The following is a 14,737-nucleotide window of genomic DNA, read 5'->3' as shown; positions in this document are numbered from 1 at the left end:
CTGCTGCCATCAGCAGGCACTAATCGAGGCTAAAGCCTCTCCCACAGCAACCAGCAACTGTTGTGCCTTTTGCTCCTTGCTCCTAGCTCCTTGCTCCTGCCGGCGAAGCCGGCTCTGGGGGGTGTTTCTTGTGGGAGCGGCGTCCGCCGCGATCAAACCAACTAACGCTACCCAACCCTCAGCGACACGCGACCTTTATCAAAGCCAACACAACACCCCGCTCCGTGTTCTCCGTGGTCTCCGTGTCCAATCACCCAGCCTGGCTCCGGCACCAAGCCCTCAGGAAACAGTTGGCGTGGCAACCGAGGGATTGTGATCGCGGATAAATCCGCTCCCACAGGGGGGGGGCAGTCAGCACCTGCGGTGCCAGGCCTTATTTTGTGTCCATTTAGTGTTCATTTCGTGGTCAATATCTTTCGTGCCCTCCGCAGGCACGGCCCCTCCGAAGCAGCACGGCGGCACCCTCAGCACGGCCCAAAATCTAGCGTCCATTTCGCGTGCATTTCGCGGCTAAACGGTTTTCGCCTTTCAGAAGCGAACCCCGAACTGCAGGGCGGCGGCCATGGAATCACGGCCGTCGGTGCTCACGCCCAGGTCGAAGTGGGCATGGCGCATGGCCAGGCCGAAGCCGAGGGAGAGTTCCCCTTCCTCCAGTACCCGCTCATGGCGGTAGCCGCCGCGCAGGGCGAGCCAGCGCCAGGGGCGGTATTCCGCACCCATGGCGATGAACTGCTTCCTGGGGTCGAAACCCACCGCTTCGGTTTCGTTCAGGTCCATGTCCCAGGCCACGGTCCACTGCTCGTTCTGCCAGGCCAGGCCGACGCGGGCGACGGGGCGCAGGCGCACCTCATTTCCCAGCACCGTGAGGTAATCCCGGGCAATGGCATTGCGCACCATCAGGCCGGCCGTCCAGTGTTCGTCCAGCTCATGGGTGAGGCCAATGTCGATATTGGAGTCGGTGTAGGTGAGGCTCTGCTGCTCGCGATCGAAGTTATCGCTTTCCGCATCGTCCACTTCGGTGCGCCAGTCCAGGGTTTCCACCCGCAGCTGTTTCAACGTGACCCCGACGGACGTGCGCCTCATGCCGGGAATCTGGGCGGCCAGGCTGAGCCCGGTTTCTTCCACCAGCATGCCCTGCAGGGCGAATTCGGACTGGAAATCATCCGGCAGGACCGGGAGATCAACGTCGTCGGGCAGTTCATCGGCGTCCACCAGTTCCACCAGGAAGTCGATGAAATCCAGTACCTCGCGAACCGCGGCAATATCACTCTCGGAGACCCGGATCTCCATGCCGATGGCGCCGTTGATGCGCTGGTGGGCGCCAAAGCCCCAGCGTTCCGAGGGGTAGCCCACATTCATCCCCCCCGAGCCCACCAGTCGCAGGGGTTTGTCGGACAGGTTCTGGTAATCATCCAGCAGGGCGTTGCCGGCGGTGGTCACGGCAAGGAAATCCTCGCGATTGGGGTCGAGATCACGCAGGCTCTGCTCGAGTTCGTCCAGAGCCGTATCCAGGCGGCTGCTGTTGTCGTTCTCCTGGTATTGATCCAGGGCATCCAGGAAGCCGTCACGATCAATCAGGCGAACGCCGACGTAGGGCCGAAGGAAGGTGAGTTCATCGCGCCGGCCCTCTACCTGCGGGTTGCCTGCCAGGCGGGCCGGATTGAAGAAGGGGGCATTGTAGGGCCGGGTGCTTGCCACGCCGGAACCGCCCAGGCTCAGTGAGCGGGCGTCCAGCGCGGTAAAGGCATTGCCCAGGGCCTGGATGGGCAGGCCGAGGGCCAGTGCCAGGCCCAGACTGCAAGTCAGGTTCCGGAGCGGGTGTGCACGAGCTTGCGAATCAGTGGATCGCAACAGCCTGCCTCCCTGCAAGCGCTTTCACGACTGTTCGGGCGGTACGTAGCCTTCCGGCTTGCTTACCTTGTCGTTACTGAAGAAGAACTTTTCCATTTCCTCTTCCAGGAACTTGCGGGCCTTGGGCTCGATGGGCGAGAGGCGGTATTCGTTGATGAGCATGGTCTGATGGTTCAGCCACTGCTGCCAGGCGGCCTTGGAAACGTTCTCGAAAATCCGCTTGCCGAGATCGCCGGGATAAGGCACCCGATCCAGCCCCTCGGCCTCGGTACCCAGAAGGATGCAGTGGACTTTGCGGCTCATGGCGCGCTCCTTGAGGTTTGGCGGATGATTCGGTGTGGGGGGATTGTAACTTATGAGGGGAGTTCTGAGTGCTGAGTTCTGAGTGCTGAGTGCTGAGTGGGTGCTGGTCGGAGGGGGCAGGGTTGATCGGAGGGATCGGGCTATCGGTTGGCACCGGGTGTGAATCGGAGGGGCGTTAGCGGGGGGTCGGGGTGGCTTGGGGTGTTGCGGCTTCGAGCGTGAGGCGTAAGGGGTAAGGCGTGAGGCGGCAATCCGGGCGCCTGTGGCGCCCAACGGCCGGCCGCAGGCCGGCCTGATACGCGCAAAGCGCGGAAGCCGAAGGCTTCGGCCTTTCCCCTCACGCCTTACGCCTTACGCCTCACCAGCCCCTCGAAGCCCGGTCCCTCCGAGAACCGCCAGCCCCTCCGACCGGCACCCACTCAGCACTCAGCACTCAGCACTCAGCACTCAGCACTCAGCACTCAGCACTCAGCACCAATCATCAAACCTCCAAATGCGAGCGCAATTCCCGCATGGCCTTTACCAGGCGGTCGCGCTGGCGGGGCGGGATCTTGCCGAGGCGGCTTTTCAGGTGTTCGATATGGGCGGGGAAGATGGCTTCGAATATCCTTTCACCCTCGGGGGTGAGGCTGGCGTAGGTGCGGCGCTTGTCTTCCTGGCAGGGCACGCGGTTTACCAGTCCCTTTTTCTGCAGGCGGTCTACCACGCTGGTCAGGGTGGTCTTGAACAGCAGGGTGCTGTCGCCCAGTTCGGTGAGGGTCATCCCCGGGGTATTGCCCAGGGTTACCAGTACGTCGAATTCCGCCGGGTTGAAACCGTGATGACGGATGTCGGGAATGGCGAAGGTCTCGAAGGCCTGATAGGTTCGCACCAATTCGCGAACGAGTGTCATGAACGGTTCCCGTGAGGCTTCTTGCGACTTCATCTGGCAGGCTCCTGCACATATCACCAAGTCAACCGCGCAACAGTGTACCCGCAGTCCACGGGAAATGCTTCCCGAACTGTCATCGGGCTCCTATTGGCTAATTCAGAGCTGGTGGGCTAGTCTGCTGCCTGAAAGTGGGGGCCGGGGGCTTGAGCCAGGTGCTGGAGTGTCGTGAATGACAACGAGCGAGTTTCTGCGGGGTATCTCGGCCCGGCTCGACCGTCTGTTCGGCTATCGTCAGGAGTGCCGGCGTTTTCGACGCGACGTCGGTTACCGTCCGAATCTTCGTCACCCGCGTTCCTTCAATGAGAAGATCCTCTGTCGCAAGCTTTTCGACCACGACCCCCGCTTTCCACGGGTCAACGGCAAGCTCTGCATGCGCGAGTACCTGCGCGAGACATTGGGGGAGCGGGTGGAGCCCCATCTGGTGCCGGTGGAGCAGGTCATTGCCCGGGCCGAGGACTTCGACCCGGCCAGCCTGCCCGAAGCCTGCGTGCTCAAGCCGGCGCATTCCTCCGGCAAGGTGCTTGTTCTTGAGCCGGGCCGGCACCCGGAGGGCGACGAGCTCATCCGCATCGTTCGGGAGTGGCTGGGCGGGCCCAGCTTTGGTGACCGCCACCACGAATGGCTGTACAGCCAGGTGCCGCGACGGGTGCTGGTGGAGCCATTGTTGCAGGACAGGGAAGGCCGGCTGCCGCTGGACTACAAGCTCTTCGTCTTCCACGGCCGGGTGAAGCTCATCCAGGTGGACTTTGAGCGTTTCACTGGCCACCGACGCAGTCTTTATACCCCGGATTGGCGGAAGATGGATGTGCGCTATGTCTATGAGGACGGGCCGACCCTGGACGAGCCCGCGGGCCTTGAGACGATGATTGAGCTGGCCGAGTCGGCGGCGGCCGGCTTCGACTTTCTGCGCGTGGATCTCTACAACCTGGATGGCCGCATTCTGGTGGGGGAGCTCACCTGCTACCCCGAGTCCGGCCGCGGCCGCTTCTGGCCCGAATCGTTTGATTTCGAGATGGGCAGCTGGTGGTAGGCCGGCGCCCGGATCCTTCTACAGCTCGCCCCGCAACCGTGCCCAGAGCAACCCCACGTATTCATGCATGGCCCGCTCCGACATGGCCAGGCCGGTGGATGAGGGCAGGAAACGGCGCGGGTCGCCCTTGCCGCTGCGGGTGCGCCAGACCGTCGGCGCCGGGATGGCGTTCAGGCCCTGGGCCTCGGCCAGGGCCATGGCGCGGCGCATGTGGGAAGCGGAGGTCACCAGAATGAAGGCCTCCTCGCCCAGGGTCGCGCGCAGCTTCACCGCTTCCTCATAGGTATTGCGCGGCCCGGGGTGGGTCGTTACCCGCTCCGGATCGGCACCCAGCTCCAGCGCCGCCCGGCTCATCACCGTGGCGCTGGGCGAGCCCGAAAAGGCCACCCCCCCGGACAGGATCAATGTGCTTTCCGGCAGGCGGTTGTGCAGGCGGATGCCCTCCATCAGGCGCAGGGCCGCCACACCGGACAAGCGGTTGGTGGCCGGAAGATCCGAGGCATCCGAGGCATGAGAGCCCAGCACCACCACCCAGCGCACTTCTTCCAGCCCCTGCACGGATTCCAGCGCCGGATAGCGGCTTTCCAGCGGCGTCAGCAACAGACGCCCGAAGGGCTCATTGGCAAACAGGAACAGCAGCAGCAGGGCACCGGTCACCGTGCCCACACCCGCCCGCCGCCAGCGCAGAATCAGAAACCCCGCGCCCAGCACCAGCAACAGCATCACCAGCCCCAGCGGCGATACCAGGATGTAAAGCCCCGCAATCAGCGTATCCAGCACCTGAGAAATCCTCGTTCAGAAAACGGGCGTAGTTTACCCCCTTCGACCGCCACCGTAGGAGCGGATTCATTGGTGGAAAGGAAGTTCTGAGTGCTGAGTTCTGAGTGCTGAGTGCTGAGTGCTGAGTGCTGAGTGCTGAGTGCTGAGTGCTGAGTGCTGAGTGGGCAGTGCCCTCGTAGTCGTAATCGTAGTCGTAGTCGTAATCGGCATTTTGAGTGAATCGTGAATCGAAAAGGCGGCCCCGATCGATGCCGTGCCTGTGGGAGAGGCTTTAGCCTCGATCAACGCCTTGCCGGAGCCGTTAGCGGGCGAGCGGCACCGCCGGCTTCCCGGCTCCGGCAAACCCCAATCGCGGCAGGAATGCCGCTCCCACAGCAGGTGGCACGGCTTCGGCCCAGGTCGCCTTCCGATTCACGCCCGGTGCCAACCGAAAGCCCCATCCCTCCGATCAACCCCGCCCCCTCCGACCAGCACCCACTCAGCACTCAGCACTCAGCACTCAGCACTCAGCACTCAGCACTCAGAACTCAGAACTCAGAACTCAGAACTCAGAACTCAGAACTCAGAACTCAGAACTCAGAACTCAGAACTCTCATCCCGCCCCCCCTCCAAGCCTCCACCCCCTCTGCGCTATAATGTCCGGTCATTTCCAGCAAACCAGCGGTGCAGCACCATGCCCGGCAAGCTTTTTGTCCAGACCCACGGATGCCAGATGAACGAGTACGATTCCGCCAAGATGGTGGACGTGCTCATGGACGCCCATGGCATGGAAGTGACCAGGGATCCGGCCGAGGCCGATGTGATCCTGCTCAATACCTGCTCGGTGCGGGAAAAGGCCCAGGAGAAGGTTTTCTCCCAGCTGGGCCGCTGGCGGGAGCTGAAGGACGCCAACGAGAACCTGGTCATCGGCGTGGGTGGTTGCGTGGCCAGCCAGGAAGGGGAGGCCATTGCCGAGCGGGCCAGCTTCGTGGACATGGTATTCGGCCCCCAGACCGTGCACCGCCTGCCGGCCATGGTCGAGCAGGCCCGCGCCACCCGAAAGCCGGTGGTGGATGTCTCCTTCCCCGAGATCGAGAAGTTCGACAATCTGCCCGAGCCCCGCGCCGAAGGCCCCACGGCCTTTGTTTCGGTCATGGAAGGCTGCTCCAAGTACTGCACTTTCTGCGTGGTGCCCTACACCCGCGGCGAGGAAATCAGCCGCCCCTTTGATGATGTCATCGCCGAGACGGTGGAGCTGGCCCAGCAGGGCGTGCGCGAGATCACCTTCCTGGGCCAGAACGTCAATGCCTATCAGGGCCCCATGGCCGACGGCGGCACCGCCTCCCTGGGCCTGCTGATCCGCTACGCCGCGAAGATCGACGGCATCGAGCGCATCCGCTTCACCACCTCCCATCCGGTGGAGTTCACCGATGACCTGATCGAGGCCTACCGCGACGTGCCCGAGCTGGCCAGTTACCTGCACCTGCCGGTGCAGAGCGGCTCCGACCGCATCCTGGCCGCCATGAAGCGCGGCCACATGGTGCTGGAGTACAAGCAGAAGCTGCGCCGGCTGCGCGAGGCCCGTCCCGACATCAGCATCTCCTCGGATTTCATCATCGGTTTCCCGGGCGAGACCGAAAAGGATTTCAACGACACCATGAAGCTGATCGCCGACGTGGGTTTCGACCAGAGCTTCTCCTTCATCTACAGCCGCCGCCCCGGTACCCCGGCTGCCTCCTTCGAGGACGATGTCAGCCTGGACGAGAAGAAGCGCCGCCTGGCACTGCTGCAGGATCGGCTCAACAAGCAGGCCCGCGCCATCAGTGAATCCATGGTGGGCAGTACCCAGAAGGTGCTGGTGGAGCGCCACTCCAAGAAGGATGACCGCCAGCTGGCCGGGCGCACCGAGAACATGCGCTGGGTCAACTTCGATGCCCCCGAGCATCTGATCGGCCAGTTCGTGGATGTGGTCATTACCGAGGCCATGCCCAACAGTCTGCGCGGCCGCCTGGCCGGTGACAGTTTGAGCCAGGCTTCCTGAGCCGCGCCGCATGGTTGATGGCGGGCTGGCCGGTCTGATCCGGGAATGGCGTGACTGGTGGGGTGGCCTGGGGGCATGGCCACGGGTGGTGGCGGTGACCCTGCTGCTGGCCCCTCTCTGCCTGCTGCTGTGGCGGGAAGCCCGCTATCTCACCCTGCTTGTGCTGGCCCTGCCCGGGCTCTGGTACGGATTCCGGATCGGCTTTCTGGCCTTCCCCGACCGGGCCGGCCGCCGTGTGCTCTGGCTGGTCTGGCTGTTTCTTGCCGTTGGCCTGCTGAGCTGGGCGGCCAATGGTTTTGTCGAGGGTGGTGTTGATCGTTTTGCCCGCCACAACCGCCTGTTGATCTTCCTGCCCCTGCTGATCACCCTGCTCTGGCTGCGTCCGCCCCGGCATTGGCTGTGGGCGGTTCTGGGTCTGGCCGGACTCGGCTTTGGCCTGGCGGCCGGTCTTGAAGTGCTGCAGGCGGATCAGGGTTTCGCCCACCGTGTTGGCGGTGATGCCAATGAGCTGGTCTTTGGCCTGCTGTGTACCCTGCTGGCCGCTGCCCTGGCGGTGGCCGCCTGGCAGCATCGGGGGCAGCCCTTGCTGGCCCTGTGGCTGCTGGCCGGCATGCTGGCGGCCGCCCTGGGGCTGGTGCTGAGCGGAATGCGCATTGGCCTGCCGGCCCTGGCCCTGGCCCTGCCCGTGGCCGCTCTTGTGCTCTGGCGCCGGGGGGACGGGCGTGCGGCCCTGCTTTTCCTGGTGCTGCCGCTGCTCTTCCTGCCCTTGCTGGTGCTGGTGGTCGGGCAGGGCATGCAGGCCCGTTTTGCCACGGGCCTGGATCAGGCCCGCGACTACTTCAGCGTGGAAGGGCGCATGCCCCCACGGGTGGAGGCCGTGGCCGGCTGCCAGGATGACCCCCGCCTGCTGCAGGCCAGTCTGTCGGCCTTCTATACCCTGCAACGGGGTCTGGAGACCGTCGAGGTGCTGCCGGGGGCGGCGGATGCCCCCTGTGGCGAGGGCGCCCGTTTTCGCCTGCGGGCGGGAGAGAGTCATGCCCGCTTCTACCTGCCCCGGCAGCTGCCCATCGATGTCGGGCGTGCGGATGGGCTGGTCATGGCGCGGGGGGAGGGTGCGCGCCTGCGCCTGCGCGACGGTGAATGGCAGACGGTGGACGCCAGCCTGGCGCGGCTGAGCCTGGCCTCGGATCGCATCCATCGTTCGCGCATCGAGATCGATATTGCGCCCGGCGGCTGGCTGGAATGGGTGCCGGAGGCCCGCTGGCCGGGCGAGTACCGCTACCCCCATGTGTTCGGCTCCATGAGCCAGCGCCTGGAGATGTGGCGCATTGCCCTGGCGGCCTTCGCGGAACGTCCCCTGCTGGGGCATGGCACCGGCAGCTTCAACGAGATTGCCCGCGTCCGCATCGAGGCCGGCGCCGCCCCTCATGTGATGGCCCATTACGATCATGCCCACAGCGAATACCTGGAGGCCCTGGCCACCCGCGGGGTGCCGGGAGTGCTGATGCTGATCGCCCTGCTGGCCGCCCTCATGCACGCCAGTCTGCGCAGTGGCCCGCAGGCGCTGCCCTTCCTGGCCAGCTGGACGGCACTGGCGGTGATCTTTGTCACCGAGGCCAGCCTGTCCAGCAATCTGCCCACGGTGAGTATCGCCTTTCTGATGGCGCTGGCTTTGTATTTCGGGCAAGGATCGCCACCTGCCGTGGACTGGTCGCGCAATCGCCTGCGCCCGGCCCGGCGGCGAGTGCAAGGGGGAAAAGGAGCGTCCCATGACTGATCGGCAAGCCGGACTTGTATCCGATGTACTGGCCTGGTGGCGAGGCTTGAGTGGTGCCCAGCGCTTCTTTGGCCTCTGCCTTCTGCTGGCCCCCTGCCTGCTGCTGGTTTCCCGCGATGGCCGCAATCTGGCCCTGCTGCTGGCGGGGCTGCCGGGGCTCTGGTTCGGCTTTCGCATCGGCTTTCTGCGCTTCGCTGACAATGGCGCCCGGCGCTGGCTCTGGCTGGTGTGGGCGTTTCTCATGGTGGGGCTGCTGGCCTGGGCGCTGGATGGCTTCGGCATGGAAGGTCTGGGCCGCCTGGATCGGCATAATCGCCTGCTCTTCTTCCTGCCCTGGCTGATCAGCCTGCTGTGGCTGCAACCTCCGGTGCGCTTGCTGTGGGCCGCCCTGGCGGTGGGCGGGCTGGTGACCGGTGTCGCCGCCGGGCTGGAAGTGTGGCAGTCCGGTCAGGGTCTGGATCACCGTGTCTCGGGCGATGCCCATGTGATGAGTTTCGGTCTCGTCAGTTGCCTCATGGCGGTGTGCCTGGCCGGGGGAGCCTGGCGCTATCGTTCGGAGTGGCTGGCCCTGTTGCTGGGGCTGGGCGCGGCGGCGGCCCTGCTGGCCATGCTCATGACCGGGGTGCGGGCCGGCGTGGTGGGCGTGGCCGCCGGTTTCCTGACCCTGGCCATTCTGCTGCTCCGCTATGGTGATCGGCGTGGTGGTGCGGTTTTTCTGCTGGGCCCCATGGCGGTGCTGGCGGTGGCGTTGCTGGTGGCCCAGGACGGCATCGGGGCGCGTTTCGGCGAAGGCGTGCATCAGGTGCGTGCGTATTTTTCCCTTGAGGCCCGCCTGCCGCCCCGGGCGGAAAGCCGCACGGGTTGCCAGGACGATGCCCGCATTCTGGCGGTGCTGCTGGACGGGCCACGATTCCACCAGCAGGGGCTGGACGAGGCCCGGGTGGTGGAGGCCGAAGCGGGAAAGCCCTGTGGCGAGGGGGCACGCATTCACCTGCGGGCGGCGGATGAGGCGCCGGCCGAAGCACGGCTGCCGCGTTCATTGAGTGAGCGCCGGGAGGATCAGGCCGCGCGCGTTCAGGTGAGGGGTGAGGGTGCGCGTATTCGGGCCCGCGGTGGCGAGTGGCAGAGCGTGCCCGCCGAGTCCGGTGAGCTGCTGCTGGATGCCGGCCGTTTTGCCACCAGCAATCTCCAGATCGAACTGGCTCCGGGCGGGTGGATCGACGTCACGCCCATTGCCCGCTGGAAGGGCGAGTACCGCTACACCCATGTCTATCGCTCCATGGGCCGGCGCATGGAAATGTGGCGTCTGGCCTGGCAGGCCTTTCTGGAGCGTCCGCTGCTGGGGCATGGCACCGGCACCTTCGGCAATTATCTGATCGCCCAGGCGGAGGCCGGCCTGGGTGACCATCGCATCACCCCCTATTCCCATGCGCACAGTGAATACTTCGAGGCCCTGGCCACCCGGGGCATTCTCGGCTTTCTGGCCCTGCTGCTGCTTCTGGGTGGCCTGCTCTACGTGAGCCTGCGGCCAGGGCCGGGGCAGCCGAAGCGCGGCGGCCACGACGGCCTGCCCTTTGCGGCCGCCTGGATGGCCCTGTGTGGCACCTTCCTGACCGAGGCCGGCCTGTCCATGAATCTGGTGGCGGTGAGCGTGGCCTTGCTGATGGCCATGGCCCTGTATCTCGGAGGCCATGGTCGGCAGCCGACCGACTGGTGCTTCAATCGCCTGCGCGTCGGGCGATCCAGAAAGCGGTCAGCAGCAGACTGAGAAGCACCAGGGTCACCAGGGCGGCCTGTCCCAGCAGGACCTGGGCCGGCTGGCCCGGCTGTTGGCCCAGGTAATGGTCCAGATACTGGCCGGCCAGGGCGGCCAGAGCGGCAAACAGCATCAGGCCCCAGCCCAGCAGGGCCGTCTTCCCGTGTCCCCATCCCGACTGAACCAGCCGCTGGTAGTAGTGCTCCCGGTGGGCCTGCATTATTCGTTCTCCCCGCCACAGGCGCCGAAGCAGGGTGATGCTGGCATCCGCCCAGAAAGGGGCGAAGGGCAGCAGCGTCAGCCACGGCGGAACCGCGTGGCTCAGCCACAGCTGCAGGCTCAGGGCGCCGGCCAGGAAACCCAGGGGAATGGCGCCGGCATCGCCGAGAAAGAGCCGGGCGGGCGGGGCATTCCAGAACAGAAAGCCGAGGCAGCAGCCGCTGATGGCGAAGGCGACCAGGGCGGTTTCGGGGGCATCGGCCATGAGCGCCAGGCCGCCCAGGGCGGCAAAACCGATCACGCCCTGCCCCCCGGCCAGGCCGTCGGAGCCGTCCATGAAGTTGTAGAGATTGATCAGCCAGGCCAGCGCCAGCACCGCCAGCAGGCCGACCGGCAGCAGGGCGGGGAGTGGCCAGGCGTCCAGCCAGGCCGGCAATTCCGGCCCCAGGGCCACGAACAGGACACAGGCCAGCAGGTGGCTGCCCAGCCGGGGCAGAACCGGCAGGGGAATGCGATCGTCCAGTGCCGAGACCAGGGTCAGGCCGGCGGCGAGCATCAGGGCCAGCAGCAACGGCCAGGGCAGGGTCATGGCCTGGAAGGTGAAGGCGGGCAGCAGTACCAACAGCAGGGCCAGGGCCATGGGCAGGCCCCCGGAACGCACCATGGGTCGCTCGTGCAGGGAGCGATGATTGGGCTCGTCCACGAATCCGAGGCGTCTGGCCAGAGGTCGCCACAGTCCGCAGCCCAGGGCGCTGAGAAGGATTGCTGCCAGGCTGACAGCGGCCATCGAGCCATTCATTGCATGGGCATCCTCTGGTCCCGGTGTGAGTCTCGCATCGTGGGGCGGTAGTATAGAGCCTTCGGCCTCGAGGCTGCCTCCCCTGACGGAGCGCTTGGCATTGCATGGATAACCGGCGACAGAAAGCCTATTACGAATCCCGCTTCCAGGCGGGCGGGCAGGATGAATCCGCGGCGAACTGGATCACCAATCGCTGGACCGCCCTGCGCCGCGGCCTGCAGCGGGCCGAGCGCCGGCACGGCCTGCGCGAGCGGGTGATCGCCTGGCACAAGCAATGGCTGGGGGATCTGTCGGGGCGCGCGGTGCTGGATCTGGGCTGTTTCAGGGGCAATGAGCTGTCCCTGTGGCTGGCCGAGCAGGCCGGTGATTACACCGGCATTGATCTTTCACCCAGTGCCGTTGCCGCCCTCAACGAAAAGCTGGAGGGCCTGCCCCATGCCCGCGCCATCGCCGGTGACTTTCTTCTGGCCGATCTGCCGGAAGCCGGTTTCGACGTGGTCTACGCCCATTCGGTGCTGCATCACTTCCCCGATGTCGACGTGCTGTGCCGGCGCCTGAGCCAGGTCCTCAAGCCGGGCGGGGTGGTGGTTTCCGTGGATCCCACCCAGACCGAGCCACTGAACCGGCTGGCTCGCCTGCTTTATCGGCCGTTCCAGTCCGACCGGGACTGGGAATGGCCTTTCAGCCGCAAGACCTTCCGCATCCTGCAGCGCCATTTCGAGATCGATCGCATTCAGGGCTATCGGGGCTTTTCCCGCATCGGCCTGCTGATTCCGCCGTTGATGGGTTGGGGCCTGCGCATGGACGAGCGCTTCGCGCGCCGCCTCGGGCCGGGGCTGTGGTTCTGCTGGCTGGTGACCATGAGGATGCGCAAGCCGGCCTGAGCCTCAGCCGTGGATCATGCTGTCGCGCAGGGCCTCGAAGGTGCTCTGTTGCTGGTAGTCTCCGACTTCCCTTCGAAAGCTTGAGGCGTTCACGGTGAGCGACCCCAGCAATTGTTCGGCCATGGTGCTGCCGCCCAGCAGGACGGCCGTTCGGCGTAGCAGGGCCGGTGACAGCGCCCACAGCCGGGGGGCACCACCCTGTCCCTCGGCCAGTGCCCGAATCATGTCGGCGGTGCCGAGAGGTTCGGCGTCCGCCAGGACATAGGCATTGCGACTGAAGGCGGGGGTTTCGATGCAGCCGCACAGCGCCCGCGCCAGGTGCGTCGCGCCGAGCAGACTGCGCTGATTGCGGACACCGGCGAAGGGCAGGGGCCAGCCCCGGGCCACCGCTGCCTGTAGCCGGCCGAGATTGCCCGGTGCATTCGGCCCCACCACCAGCGGAACACGCAAGCACAGTGTCTCCATCCAGCCTCGTTCCTGCACACTGGCCAGATGTTCCTCCGCCCGCGCCTTTGATTCGGCATAGGCACTGGCGGGCCGCAGCGGCGTTTCTTCGTCGATGGCGGCGTCGCTTTCCCGCAGGCCATGGACGGCAATGGAGCTGAGAAAGATCAGCCGACGCACATGACCGGCCGCTGACTCCGCCAGTCGGCGGGTACCGTGAAAATTGATCCGCTCATGGGCCGTGTCATCATCCCCGCCCTCCGCCCGATGGGCGTGGCCGGCCAGGTGAATGATCACCTCGACGCCCCGCAGGGCATCGGTCCAGTCCGTCTCCGGCCCGATGTCATCAATGACCTGCCATTCGAGCCCCTCACGTTCTTCACCCACGCCAAGCACCGGCCGACGGCTGAGCGCACGGACCTGATGGCCGCCCGCCAGCAGCTGCTCAAGGACATGGCGGCCGATAAAACCATTGGCGCCGGTGAGGAGGACTTTCATTCGGGGATGCGGCCTTTGTTGGGGATGTCGCCAGATTGCCGGGTTTGGGTGGTTCTGGGCAAGGGGGGGAAGGGAGTTCTCAGTGCTGAGTTCTGAGTGCTGAGAGGGTGCGGGTCGGAGGGGCCGGGGTTGATCGGAGGGGCTGGGCATTCGGCTGGCGCCGGGCGTGGACTGGAGGGGCGGTAGAGGATGCCGGGGTGGCTTGGGGTGTTGCGGCTTCGAGCGTGAGGCGTAAGGCGTAAGGCGTAAGGCGTAAGGCGTAAGGCGTGAGGCGGCAACCCGGGCGCCTACGGCGCCCAACGGCCGGCCTGCCGGCCGGGCGGATCGCGCGCAGCGCGGAAGCCAAAGGCTTCGGCCTTTCACCTCACGCCTTACGCCTTACGCCTCACCTTCGGAGCCGGTGAACGTGCGGTGCCTCCCTGCCCGCTAACGGCTCTGGCCAAGCGTTGATCGAGGCGGACGCCGCTACCACAGAGGCGCCTTCCGAATTACTCGCGCAAGTGACTGGGATCAGCGATGGTTGTTGTCGGACTCGATGTCTTTCAGGCTTCCGGCGATGTATTTGTGCAGGATACTGGCAACCAGGGACTGGTAAGGCAGCCCCTCTTTCAAGGCCCGGCGCTTGAGCAGTTCAAGGTCTCGACTGGAGATACGGATATTGATGCGCTTGTCTTTTCGGGCCGTGGCGTCCGCCGCCTCCTGGAGCTCTTTCACACGGGCTTCGGTGAGTTCCGACTGGAACTCTCCAGCCTCAAAGGCATCCACCAGCGCCTGTTCCTCTTTGTCGAGCTGTTTTTTGCTCATGGGGACCTCTTTGCCAGGTATTTCCGGGTCGCTTTTCTACTGGGAATGATTGTCTTCAGGAACAGTTCACTCTCACTTTCGACGTAGGGCACCAACCAGGCGTAGTCATCGATTTCCACAATCATCAGCCGTTGCCCGGGATACTGTTCCTGCTTCGGGTGAATCAGGTCATCAAGCAACCGGCCGGATTGGAGCGCGAACAGGACGTCCTCAAACGAGACGCCCCGCTCCTTGATCAGTTTCTGGTTCTTCTCTGAGCTCCAGACTAGCGTCTTCATGAGCTCAGTCTAGCGTATGTGTGTGCCTATTGTCTTCAGAAGCTTTGGTTTTGAGTGCTGAGAGGGTGCGGGTCGGCGGGGCCGGGTGTGAATCGGAGGGGCGTTAGAGGATGCCGGGGTGGCTTGGGGTGTTGCGGCTTCGAGCGTGAGGCGTAAGGCGTGAGGCGGCAACCCGGGCGCCTGCGGCGCCCAACGGCCGGCCACAGGCCGGCCTAATACGCGCAAAGCGCGGAAGCCGAAGGCTTCGGCCTTTCACCCCATCTTCGAAGCCGTCACACCCAAACCATCCCAACACCCTCTAACGCCCCCACTCAGCACTCAGCACTCAGCACTCAGCACTCAGCACTCAGCACTCAGCACTCA

At 65.2% G+C, this 14,737-nt stretch carries 13 protein-coding genes; 5 read left to right on the top strand and 8 right to left on the bottom strand.

What is annotated here, in order from left to right; genetic code table 11:
• Positions 1-528: 528 nt before the first annotated feature.
• From traF to RBH19_RS09535, 3 genes are all read right to left on the bottom strand, one after another.
• Positions 529-1,851: a conjugal transfer protein TraF gene (traF, locus tag RBH19_RS09545; RefSeq protein WP_306728620.1), complete on the bottom strand. Its 1,323-nt coding sequence runs from the start codon at positions 1,849-1,851 to the stop codon at positions 529-531.
• Positions 1,852-1,875: 24 nt separating this feature from the next.
• Complete coding sequence (locus RBH19_RS09540; protein WP_306728619.1) at positions 1,876-2,154, bottom strand: oxidative damage protection protein; 279 nt, start codon at positions 2,152-2,154, stop codon at positions 1,876-1,878.
• 481 nt (positions 2,155-2,635) lie between these two features.
• Positions 2,636-3,046 (bottom strand): MarR family winged helix-turn-helix transcriptional regulator, encoded by a 411-nt coding sequence (locus tag RBH19_RS09535; protein ID WP_306728618.1) that lies wholly within the window; start codon positions 3,044-3,046, stop codon positions 2,636-2,638.
• 208 nt (positions 3,047-3,254) lie between these two features.
• Here RBH19_RS09535 and RBH19_RS09530 point away from each other — a divergent pair, with 208 nt between their 5' ends.
• Positions 3,255-4,115, top strand: a complete 861-nt coding sequence (locus RBH19_RS09530) for an ATP-grasp fold amidoligase family protein (RefSeq protein ID WP_306728617.1) — start codon at positions 3,255-3,257, stop codon at positions 4,113-4,115.
• An 18-nt stretch (positions 4,116-4,133) separates the two neighbouring features.
• Here RBH19_RS09530 and RBH19_RS09525 read toward each other — a convergent pair whose 3' ends face one another.
• The gene (locus RBH19_RS09525; protein ID WP_306728616.1) at positions 4,134-4,895 is read right to left on the bottom strand and encodes a YdcF family protein; all 762 of its coding nucleotides are present in this window, start codon (positions 4,893-4,895) and stop codon (positions 4,134-4,136) included.
• Between the two features lie 673 nt (positions 4,896-5,568).
• Between RBH19_RS09525 and miaB the strand changes: the two genes are divergently transcribed.
• Genes miaB through RBH19_RS09510 form a run of 3 tightly spaced genes read left to right on the top strand, consistent with a single transcriptional unit; the run spans position 5,569 to position 10,460 of the window.
• Positions 5,569-6,915, top strand: a complete 1,347-nt coding sequence (gene miaB / locus RBH19_RS09520) for a tRNA (N6-isopentenyl adenosine(37)-C2)-methylthiotransferase MiaB (RefSeq protein WP_306728615.1) — start codon at positions 5,569-5,571, stop codon at positions 6,913-6,915.
• A gap of 10 nt (positions 6,916-6,925) precedes the next feature.
• Entirely contained in the window at positions 6,926-8,692 is a 1,767-nt protein-coding gene (locus tag RBH19_RS09515; protein ID WP_306728614.1) for an O-antigen ligase family protein, read from the top strand.
• Positions 8,685-10,460, top strand: coding sequence for an O-antigen ligase family protein (locus RBH19_RS09510; protein ID WP_306728613.1), 1,776 nt, complete (start codon positions 8,685-8,687; stop codon positions 10,458-10,460). The genes RBH19_RS09515 and RBH19_RS09510 overlap by 8 nt, the downstream gene beginning before the upstream one ends.
• Here RBH19_RS09510 and RBH19_RS09505 read toward each other — a convergent pair.
• Positions 10,411-11,466, bottom strand: a complete 1,056-nt coding sequence (locus RBH19_RS09505; protein ID WP_306728612.1) for an MraY family glycosyltransferase — start codon at positions 11,464-11,466, stop codon at positions 10,411-10,413. The two genes, RBH19_RS09510 and RBH19_RS09505, sit on opposite strands and share 50 nt — an antisense overlap.
• Before the next feature lie 104 nt (positions 11,467-11,570).
• Between RBH19_RS09505 and RBH19_RS09500 the strand changes: the two genes are divergently transcribed.
• Positions 11,571-12,350, top strand: coding sequence for a class I SAM-dependent methyltransferase (locus RBH19_RS09500; RefSeq protein WP_306728611.1), 780 nt, complete (start codon positions 11,571-11,573; stop codon positions 12,348-12,350).
• A gap of 3 nt (positions 12,351-12,353) precedes the next feature.
• Here RBH19_RS09500 and RBH19_RS09495 read toward each other — a convergent pair whose 3' ends face one another.
• From RBH19_RS09495 to RBH19_RS09485, 3 genes are all read right to left on the bottom strand, one after another.
• Positions 12,354-13,292, bottom strand: coding sequence for an NAD-dependent epimerase/dehydratase family protein (locus RBH19_RS09495; RefSeq protein WP_306728610.1), 939 nt, complete (start codon positions 13,290-13,292; stop codon positions 12,354-12,356).
• Between the two features lie 510 nt (positions 13,293-13,802).
• Positions 13,803-14,096: a CopG family antitoxin gene (locus tag RBH19_RS09490; RefSeq protein ID WP_306728609.1), complete on the bottom strand. Its 294-nt coding sequence runs from the start codon at positions 14,094-14,096 to the stop codon at positions 13,803-13,805.
• Positions 14,093-14,374: a BrnT family toxin gene (locus RBH19_RS09485; RefSeq protein WP_306728608.1), complete on the bottom strand. Its 282-nt coding sequence runs from the start codon at positions 14,372-14,374 to the stop codon at positions 14,093-14,095. Before RBH19_RS09485 ends, RBH19_RS09490 begins: the two co-directional genes overlap by 4 nt.
• Between the last annotated feature and the right edge of the window lie 363 nt (positions 14,375-14,737).

It is taken from the genome of Natronospira bacteriovora (genome assembly GCF_030848495.1).
Lineage (GTDB): Bacteria > Pseudomonadota > Gammaproteobacteria > Natronospirales > Natronospiraceae > Natronospira > Natronospira bacteriovora.
Note: the sequence above shows the minus strand (reverse complement) of the source record. Positions and strands in the feature narration are given on the sequence as shown.

Coding starts and splice junctions, on each gene's coding strand:
- RBH19_RS09535 (WP_306728618.1), bottom strand. CDS start 3,046: ATGACACTCGTTCGCGAATTGGTGCGAACCTATCAGGCCTTCGAGACC.
- RBH19_RS09540 (WP_306728619.1), bottom strand. CDS start 2,154: ATGAGCCGCAAAGTCCACTGCATCCTTCTGGGTACCGAGGCCGAGGGG.
- RBH19_RS09505 (WP_306728612.1), bottom strand. CDS start 11,466: ATGAATGGCTCGATGGCCGCTGTCAGCCTGGCAGCAATCCTTCTCAGC.
- RBH19_RS09495 (WP_306728610.1), bottom strand. CDS start 13,292: ATGAAAGTCCTCCTCACCGGCGCCAATGGTTTTATCGGCCGCCATGTC.
- RBH19_RS09515 (WP_306728614.1), top strand. CDS start 6,926: ATGGTTGATGGCGGGCTGGCCGGTCTGATCCGGGAATGGCGTGACTGG.
- RBH19_RS09490 (WP_306728609.1), bottom strand. CDS start 14,096: ATGAGCAAAAAACAGCTCGACAAAGAGGAACAGGCGCTGGTGGATGCC.
- RBH19_RS09500 (WP_306728611.1), top strand. CDS start 11,571: ATGGATAACCGGCGACAGAAAGCCTATTACGAATCCCGCTTCCAGGCG.
- RBH19_RS09485 (WP_306728608.1), bottom strand. CDS start 14,374: ATGAAGACGCTAGTCTGGAGCTCAGAGAAGAACCAGAAACTGATCAAG.
- RBH19_RS09530 (WP_306728617.1), top strand. CDS start 3,255: ATGACAACGAGCGAGTTTCTGCGGGGTATCTCGGCCCGGCTCGACCGT.
- miaB (WP_306728615.1), top strand. CDS start 5,569: ATGCCCGGCAAGCTTTTTGTCCAGACCCACGGATGCCAGATGAACGAG.
- RBH19_RS09510 (WP_306728613.1), top strand. CDS start 8,685: ATGACTGATCGGCAAGCCGGACTTGTATCCGATGTACTGGCCTGGTGG.